This window comes from Sphingomonas sp. DC4900 (assembly GCF_049896485.1).
Taxonomy (GTDB): domain Bacteria; phylum Pseudomonadota; class Alphaproteobacteria; order Sphingomonadales; family Sphingomonadaceae; genus Sphingomonas; species Sphingomonas aquatilis.
Window position 1 is genome coordinate 138,221 of the sequence record NZ_JAFCUK010000009.1, and the last position, 8,134, is coordinate 146,354.

Consider the following 8,134-nt stretch of genomic DNA (forward strand, 5'->3'; position numbering starts at 1 on the left):
CGCGCGATTTCGAGCCGCATTGAAAGCAAGGCGGCGGTGTCTTACGTCTGTGCCACACGAGGAGATTGCGCGATGGGCAAGAAGCACAAGAAGGCGAAGCTTCCGAAGGAAGTGCTGGGCGTGAAGCTGCCCAAGGAGGTGCGCGAGGTGGGCGGGGCGCTGCTGGAGAAGGCGAACAGCCCGCAGGGGCGCAAGATGCTGGCGGCGGGGCTGACGATGGCGGCGGCCGCGGCGACCGCGGCGCTGGCCAAGGGACGCGCCGAGCGGGCCGCCAAGCCGGACGCGCCGCGCCCGCCCGAGGCGCCGGTGCCGCCCGTGCCCCCGGTTCCTCCCGTCCCGCCGGTGCCGCCGCAGGGCACGCAGACGCAGCCCGACCCGCAGGCGATTGCCGAGGCGGTGGGCAAGGCGGCGGAAGCGATGCTGGGGCGGTTATTTGGTCGGAAAGACTGACGCGGCGGGGTTTGCGGGGCGCTCGCTATCCGTCCGACATAGGGACCGGTTGTATGGCGCCGGGACATCCAGGCTGCACTCGCGATACTGTCCATGTAGCTCCGCGAGCGATAGCGATCAGTCCGCGCGCCCGTGTGCGCCATCGCTCCGCGCGGCGGAGACGCAAAGGTGGCATTTCCGCATTCCGCCGGTCGCGGCAACTTGGGGTCGGTGACCGGGCCTTCCGCGCAATATAGCGCCACTCGCTGTGGCTGTTTTGCAACGCAACGTTGCTGAAAGCGGAAATAGGTCAGTAGTACGTGCTTTACGCGAGCAAGACAGTCACACAAGCGTCACGCAGTCCAGAAGACTGACATTCCAAATCGATGACGCATGGGGCGACCGAAAACGGCGCTGTTGCAAAGGGGATATACGTGACGAAAACCGCTCGATTCGATGTGACGCGCAAGGCGGCTCTGCTCGCCGCGGCGACGCCGCTGGCGCTGGTGCTGGGGGCCGCGCCGGCCTTCGCGCAGACCGCGACGCAGACGCCTGCGCAGCTCGAGATCAAGGATCAGCAGACCGATCCGACCACGACGCAGGGCGCGAGCGATCAGGACAAGGCGAGCGACATCGTCGTCACCGGGTCGCTGTTCCGTCGCACCGACACCGAAACGCCATCGCCGGTCACCGTGCTGACCAGCGACACGCTGGCCAAGGCGGGCATCACCACCGCGTCGGACGCGATCCGTTCGATCTCGGCGGACAGCGCGGGTTCGATCGGCACCGGCTTCCAGTCGGGCTTCTCGGCCGGCGGTTCGGCCGTGTCGCTGCGCGGCCTCGGCGTGTCGTCGACGCTGGTGCTGATCGACGGGCTGCGCTCGGCGAATTTCCCGCTGAACGACGATGGCCATAACGCCTATGTCGATCTGAACTCGATCCCGTTCAGCCTGGTCGACCGGATCGAAGTGCTGAAGGACGGCGCATCGTCGACCTATGGCGCGGACGCGATAGGCGGCGTGGTCAACGTGATCCTCAAGAAGCACTTCACCGGCATCGACGGCCTGGTCGAGGGCGGCGTCGCCGAACGCGGCGATGCGAGCCACCAGCGCGCGCAGCTGACGCTGGGCTATGGCGATTATGACCGCCAGGGTTTCAACGTCTACCTGAACGGCGAATATCAGCGCGACGGCCGTGTTTCGAACCACAGCCGCGGCTTCCCGTACAACACGCAGGACCTGACCTCGATCGGCGGACTGGACAATAACGCGTCCGACCAGTCGCTGACCGTCAACGTGCCGACCGCCTATGTCACGCGCGTCCGCCAGACCGACCTCAACAACCCGCTCGCCGGCCAGGTCGGCGCCCCGCTGACCACGCGCTACGACGCGTTGGGCTTGGCCAATTGCGCGCGCGACACGTTCGCCGTCACCACCGGTTCGGCGCAGGGCACCGGCTGCAAGTACGACCTGGTCGACCTGTATCGCCAGATTCAGCCGCTGCAGGAGCGCTACTCGCTGCAGGGCCGCGTCAGCGTTCGCATCGCCGACAACGTCGAAGGCTATATCACTGGCAGCTACAGCCGCAGTGATGTCAGCATTAACGGCACGCCCTCGGCGATCCGCAACACGCAGCCGTTCGGCGGCGCACCGTCGGTCGCGTCGAACAACCCCGGCATCGTCCTGCCGGTGTACATCTGCGCGGCGGGCACCAATTGCGCGACCGCGGCGAACCGCCAGCTCAATCCGAACAACCCCTATGCGGCAGCGTTCGCCAACGACCCGACCAACGGCGCGGCGCGCATCTATTATCTGTTCGGCGACATCCCCGGCGGCAGCGATCGCAAGAACGAGGTGTACCGCGCCACCGCAGGCTTGAACGGCAATTTCGGCGACGGCCGTTACAACTGGCGTGTCGAGGGCGTGTACGCACGCGACGAGATTCAGCTGACGCAACGCGGCCTGATCAACATCGCGGGCCTCGCCCAGGCGATCAACACGGGGTCGTACAATTTCGTCAACCCGTCGCAGAACAGCGCGGCGGTGCGCAACGCGATCTCGCCCAACAAGGTGACGCCGTCGTTCTCGACCCAGGCGGCGCTGGATGCGTCGCTGTCCGCACGCCTCGCCGACCTGCCGGGCGGTCCGCTCCAGCTCGCCATCGGCGGGCAGGTGCGTCGCGAGACGCTGGAGAACAACAACCAGAATGCCGCGCTGGACACCTACGGCCTGTCGACCGCCTCGGCGTTCGGGTCGCACACCGTGTCGGCCGCCTATTTTGAAGCCGATGCGCCGATCCTCGACCAGGTCGAGCTGAACGTGTCGGGCCGCTACGACCATTATTCGGAAGGCTTCAGCCACTTCTCGCCGAAGGTCGGCGTCAAGTTCACGCCGATCAAGGAACTGGCGATCCGCGGCACCTATGCCGAGGGCTTCCGCGCGCCGACCTTCGCCGAATCGGGTCCGCGCAGCCAGTATGCGGGCTTCGTGTCGACGACCCCGCCGTGTAACTTCATCCTGCAGCACGGCGGCACCGGCACGGCGGCGTCGTGCTCGGCGAACGGCAACCCCTATAACCTCAACTACAATCTGGGTCGCGGCCTGGCCGGCAACCCCAACCTCCAGCCGGAAATCTCGCGCAGCTTCACCGGCGGCGTGATCTTCCAGCCGGTACGCTGGCTGAGCCTGACGGTCGATTATTATAACGTCCGCAAGAAGAACCTGATCGTCACCGGTCCGGACTTCGGCAAGGCGGTCGCGGCCTATTACAATTCAGCGAACCTCGCCGCGGCGCAGACCGCGGTGGCCGGGGTCGGCCAGGGCTATTCGGTGAACACGACCGACGCGGTCGATCCGCTGTTCCCGAACGCGCTGCCGCGTGTCCTCATCATCAACGTGCCGTATGTGAACGCGAACTATGCGCTGACCTCGGGCATTGATTTCTCGGCGACGGCGACCGTGCCGTTGGGCGATGGGATCAAATTCACCAGCCGCATCGAAGCGACGCACGTCATCAAGTACAACCTCGTCACCTCGGCGGGTGTGCAGCATTATGCCGGCACGATGGGCCCGTACGATCTGTCGTCGGGCAACGGCACGCCGTCGTGGCGCGGCAACTGGCAGAACACGCTGGACTTCGGCGATTACTCGCTGTCGGCGACGGCGTTCTACGTCAGCCGCATCAAGGCGGTGTCGGAAGACCAGGGCCTGCCGCTCGATTGCGCGAACGGCAATCTGTACACGCGTTCGTCGCCGCAGAACCAGGCGTTCTGCTACGTCAGCCCGTTCATCAACGTCGATCTGAACGGCACGGTGAAGGTCAACGACAAGTTCACCTTCTTCCTGAACGTAAAGAACGTGTTCGACGCCAAGGCGCCGGTGGCACCGGCCGCCTATTCGAGCGCGCCGAACTTCCTGACCACCTGGCATTACGCCGGCCTGATCGGGCGCCAGTATCGCGCGGGGGCGTCGTTCCGCTTCTAAGCGGGGCACCGACGACATACCTTGGGGGGCTCCGCTGCGGCGGGGCCCCTTTTTTGTTGCGCGGGCAAAGCGCGGGCGGGCATCGTCGCCGGCGAATAGGGAAGGGTTGGGTATGCGGGCGATGGTGGCGGCAGCGATGTTGGGGGCAGGCGCGCTGGCGATGGCAGGGCCCGCCATGGCCGCGACCGGGGCGCAGACGGCCGACCAGCTCGCGGGGCAGGCGCTGGCGATGCAGCAGGCGGGCGATCCGGGCGAGGCCGCGCCGGTGGCGTATGACGTGTCCTTTCCCAATGCGGTGCATCACGAAGCGCAGGTGACCGCGACGTTCCGCGGCGTGCCGGCGGGGCCGCTACGCGTGCAGATGGCGCGCTCGTCACCGGGGCGATATGCGATCCATGAATTCGCGAAGAACGTCTATGCGGTGTCGGCAAAGGACGGGCGCGGGCGGCCGCTCGCGCTGACGCGGACCGATCCGTATGGCTGGTCGGTGGCGGGCCATGACGGCACCGTGGTGGTCACCTACACGCTGTTTGGCGACTGGGGCGACGGAACCTACGCGCAGATCGATGCTACCCACGCGCATCTCAACATGCCAGCGACCTTCCTGTGGGCGACCGGATATGACGCCAAGCCGATCCGGGTGCGCTTCCACGCCTTTGACCCCAAGTGGCGCGTCGCGACGCAGCTGCCCGCGGGCAAGGCGGAGGGGACGTATTGGGCGCCGAACTTCCAGTATTTCATGGACAGCCCGACCGAGCTCAGCCCCTTTTCGCTGCGCCAGTGGCCGATGACCGACGCGACCGGCAAGACGTATCTGATCCGGCTGGCGGTGCATCACATGGGGACGGAGGCGGAGGTCGACACCTATGCCGCCAAGGCGAAGCGGGTGATCGCGCAGCATTATGCGCTGTTCGGCCGCGCGCCGCGCTACGATTACGGCACCTATACCTTCATCGCCGACTATACACCGCAGATCGCGGGCGATGGGATGGAGCATCGCAATTCGACGATCATCACCCAGCCGCGGGGGCTGGCCGAGGCGAATTACGCGCAGCTCAATACGCTGAGCCACGAGTTCGTCCACAGCTGGAACGTCGAGCGGCTGCGCCCGGCCGAGCTGGAGCCGTTCGACTTCACGCGCGCCAATCCGACGCCGAGCCTGTGGTTCGCGGAGGGCTTCACGCAATATTACGGGCCGCTGCTGATCCGCCGCGCGGGCGAGAGCAGTGTGGACGATTTCCTTAAGGGGCTGGGCGGCACGCTGAACGGCGTCGTCAACGGCAGCGGGCGGCGGTACGGCGGGCCGGAGGAAATGAGCCTGCGCGCGCCCTTCGTCGATGCGGCGAAATCGATCGACCGGACCAACCCCAACATCTTCATTTCCTATTACCCGTACGGCGCCATCGTGGCACTGGCGCTCGACCTTCAGCTGCGGCAGCGGTTTCCGGGCGTGACGCTCGACAGCTATATGCGGCATCTGTGGGAGACGCGGGGCGATGCCGAAAAGCCCTATACGCCCGCCGATCTGGAGCGTGGCCTCGCCGAAGTGACGCGCGATCCGGCGTTCGCGAAGGGCTTCTTCGACCGATATGTCCATGCGAGCGGGCTGCCCGATTTCGCGCCGCTGCTCGCCCAGGCGGGGCTGGCGATGCAGCCGCGTGCGCCCGGCGCGGCCTGGGCGGGGTTTGCGCTGAAGGCGGATGAGGGTGGAAGCGGCGTGGCGATCGCCGCTCCGCCCGCGCCGTCTTCGCCGGCCTATGCGGCGGGTTTGGAAGAGGGCGATGTGCTGCTGAGCGTCGGCGGCATGCCGGCCAATTCGGCCGAGGATGTGACGGCGCTGCTCGCCTCGCATAAGCCGGGGGACGCGGTGGCGGTCCGCTATCGCCAGCGTGGGGTCGAGCGGACGGCGACGCTGCGTCTGGCCGTCGATCCGGCGTTCACGGTCGTGCGCGGCGAGACGGTGGGGGCGGCGGTGACGCCGACGCAGCTGGCGTTCCGTAAGGCGTGGCTGGGGAATTGAGGGTTCACGCGAAGCCGCGAAGACGCGACGATGCTGTGTTTGCCGCGACAGCGGCTCTCCACGCGTGTCGAAGGATGAGACAGTGCGCTGCCGCGCACGAGACCTCTTTGCGTCTTCGCGTCTTCGCGTGACCCCTCAGTGCGCCGACGCCCCGCTCGCGCCGATGCCGGTCTCGGCGCGGACGCGCTGGGCGGCATAGCCCGCGCGGTCGATCGCGGCGCGGGGACTGGTGTCGAGGATCGAGACCAGCCAGATCGTCAGGAAGGCGATCGGCATCGAGATGATCGCGGGCGACGAATAGGGGAAGATCGCGGCGGGGTGGCCGAGTATCGTGACCCACACCGCCGGCGACAGGATGGTGAGCCCCACCGCGAGGATGAGGCCCAGCGTGCCGCCTGCGACGACGCCGCGCGTGGTGGCGCCCGGCCAGAGCAGCGACAGGATCAGCACCGGGAAATTGCCCGACGCCGCGACCGCGAAGGCGAGGCTGACCATGAAGGCGACGTTCTGCTTCTGGAACACGATGCCGAGCAGGATCGCGACCGCGGCGAGGACCAGCACGGTACGCCGCGAGACGGCGAGTTCGGCGGCGCTGTCCGCCTGTCCCTTGCGGAAGACGGTCGCGTAGAGATCGTGGCTGACCGCCGAGGCGCCCGACAGGGTGAGGCCCGCGACGACCGCGAGGATGGTGGCGAAGGCGACGGCGGAGATGAAGCCTAAGAACAGATTGCCGCCGACCGCCTGCGCCAGATGGATCGCGGCCATGTTGGTGCCGCCGATCAGCACGCCGTCGCCGTCGAGATAGCCTGGGTCGGTCGCGACCAGCACGATCGCGCCGAAACCGATGATGAAGGTGAGCAGGTAGAAATAACCGATCCACCCCGTCGCCCACAGCACCGACGTGCGCGCCGCCTTGGCATCGGGGACGGTGAAGAAGCGCATCAGGATGTGCGGAAGGCCCGCGGTGCCGAACATCAGGGCCATGCCGAACGAGATCGCCGACACGGGATCCTTGATGAAATTGCCGGGTCCCATGATCGATCCGCCCTTGGCGGCAGCCTCTGCGGGCGACAGGCCGGTGGCGGCGGCGAGGCCCGTCTTCACCTCGACCGCGCGGGCGAAGAGCGCTTCGGGGCTGAAGCCGAATTGCGCGAGGACCATCAGCGCCATGAAGGTGGCCGACCCCAGCAGCAGCACCGCCTTGATGATCTGGACCCAGGTGGTCGCGGTCATGCCGCCGAACAGGACGTACAATGTCATCAGCACGCCGACGATGCCGACCGCATATTCGTAGCGCAGGCCGAACAGCAATTTGATGAGCTGGCCCGCGCCGACCATCTGCGCGATGAGGTAGAAGAGCACGACGACGAGCGTGCTGGTCGCCGCAAAGCTGCGCACCGGAGCTTGCGCGAAGCGGAAGCTGGCGACGTCGGCGAAGGTGTATTTGCCGAGGTTGCGCAGGCGTTCGGCCATCAGGAACAGGATGATCGGCCAGCCGACGAGGAAGCCGATCGAATAGATGAGGCCGTCATAGCCATCGGTGAAGATCTGCGCCGAAATGCCGAGGAAACTGGCGGCGGACATATAGTCGCCGGCGATGGCGAGGCCGTTCTGGAAGCCGGTGATGCCGCCGCCCGCAGTGTAGAAATCCGCCGCGGTGCGCGTGCGCCGCGCCGCCCAGCGGGTGATGCCGAGCGTGAACAGCGCGAAGGCCGCGAACATCGCAATCGCGGTCCAGTTGGTCGGCTGCTGCCGGGTCTGGCCGGCGATGGCGTCGGCATAGGCGGGACCGGCGGCGAGGAGGAGCGCGCCGACGGTGAGCGCGGCGATCCGGCGGTTCATGCGCCATAGTCCGCGCGCAGGGCGGCGAGTGCGGCGTCGTAATCGCGGTTGGCGCGCGCGACGTACAGGCCGGTGAGCAGGATCGCGAGCAGGATCAGCGCGAAGCCGATCAGGATACCGAGCGAGGTGACACCGCCCGCCCTGATCGGCTGGGCGAGGAAGGGCTTGTCGAAGGCGATGAGCGCGACGAAGCCGAAATAGGCGACGAACATGATGGTGGCGAGCATCCAGCCGAAGCGGCCACGCGCCTGGACGAGGTGTCGGTAGCGGGGATCGCTCGCGATGCGCTGCGCCTGGTCGTCGGTCATCCTGTCCCCCGTTTCCGCCCAGCGCGTTGCGGCCGGATCGGTTGCGCTATCAT

Annotated in this window: 5 protein-coding genes; 3 read left to right on the plus strand and 2 right to left on the minus strand. The window is 67.1% G+C overall.

Annotation, left to right across the window (positions count from 1 at the left end; genetic code table 11):
* Window positions 1-72: 72 nt before the first annotated feature.
* From ACP690_RS11940 to ACP690_RS11950, 3 genes are all read left to right on the plus strand, one after another.
* Complete coding sequence (locus ACP690_RS11940) at window positions 73-450, plus strand: hypothetical protein (RefSeq protein WP_426261164.1); 378 nt, start codon at window positions 73-75, stop codon at window positions 448-450.
* Window positions 451-815: 365 nt separating this feature from the next.
* Window positions 816-3,911 carry a TonB-dependent receptor domain-containing protein gene (locus ACP690_RS11945; protein WP_426261163.1) on the plus strand — a complete coding sequence of 1,032 codons (3,096 nt, stop codon included), beginning with the start codon at window positions 816-818 and terminating at the stop codon, window positions 3,909-3,911.
* Between the two features lie 112 nt (window positions 3,912-4,023).
* Window positions 4,024-5,931: a M61 family metallopeptidase gene (locus ACP690_RS11950; protein WP_426261162.1), complete on the plus strand. Its 1,908-nt coding sequence runs from the start codon at window positions 4,024-4,026 to the stop codon at window positions 5,929-5,931.
* A 135-nt stretch (window positions 5,932-6,066) separates the two neighbouring features.
* On the opposite strand, the gene ACP690_RS11955 is transcribed toward ACP690_RS11950, so the two are convergent.
* Window positions 6,067-7,773: a cation acetate symporter gene (locus ACP690_RS11955; protein ID WP_426261161.1), complete on the minus strand. Its 1,707-nt coding sequence runs from the start codon at window positions 7,771-7,773 to the stop codon at window positions 6,067-6,069.
* Window positions 7,770-8,134: DUF485 domain-containing protein (locus tag ACP690_RS11960; protein ID WP_426261160.1), on the minus strand; the 365-nt coding region annotated here is incomplete at its 5' end. The genes ACP690_RS11960 and ACP690_RS11955, both read right to left, overlap by 4 nt.

Bases quoted from the DNA above. Each gene is read 5' to 3' on its own strand.
- ACP690_RS11940 (WP_426261164.1), top strand. From the start codon at position 73: ATGGGCAAGAAGCACAAGAAGGCGAAGCTTCCGAAGGAAGTGCTGGGC.
- ACP690_RS11945 (WP_426261163.1), top strand. From the start codon at position 816: ATGACGCATGGGGCGACCGAAAACGGCGCTGTTGCAAAGGGGATATAC.
- ACP690_RS11950 (WP_426261162.1), top strand. From the start codon at position 4,024: ATGCGGGCGATGGTGGCGGCAGCGATGTTGGGGGCAGGCGCGCTGGCG.
- ACP690_RS11955 (WP_426261161.1), bottom strand. From the start codon at position 7,773: ATGAACCGCCGGATCGCCGCGCTCACCGTCGGCGCGCTCCTCCTCGCC.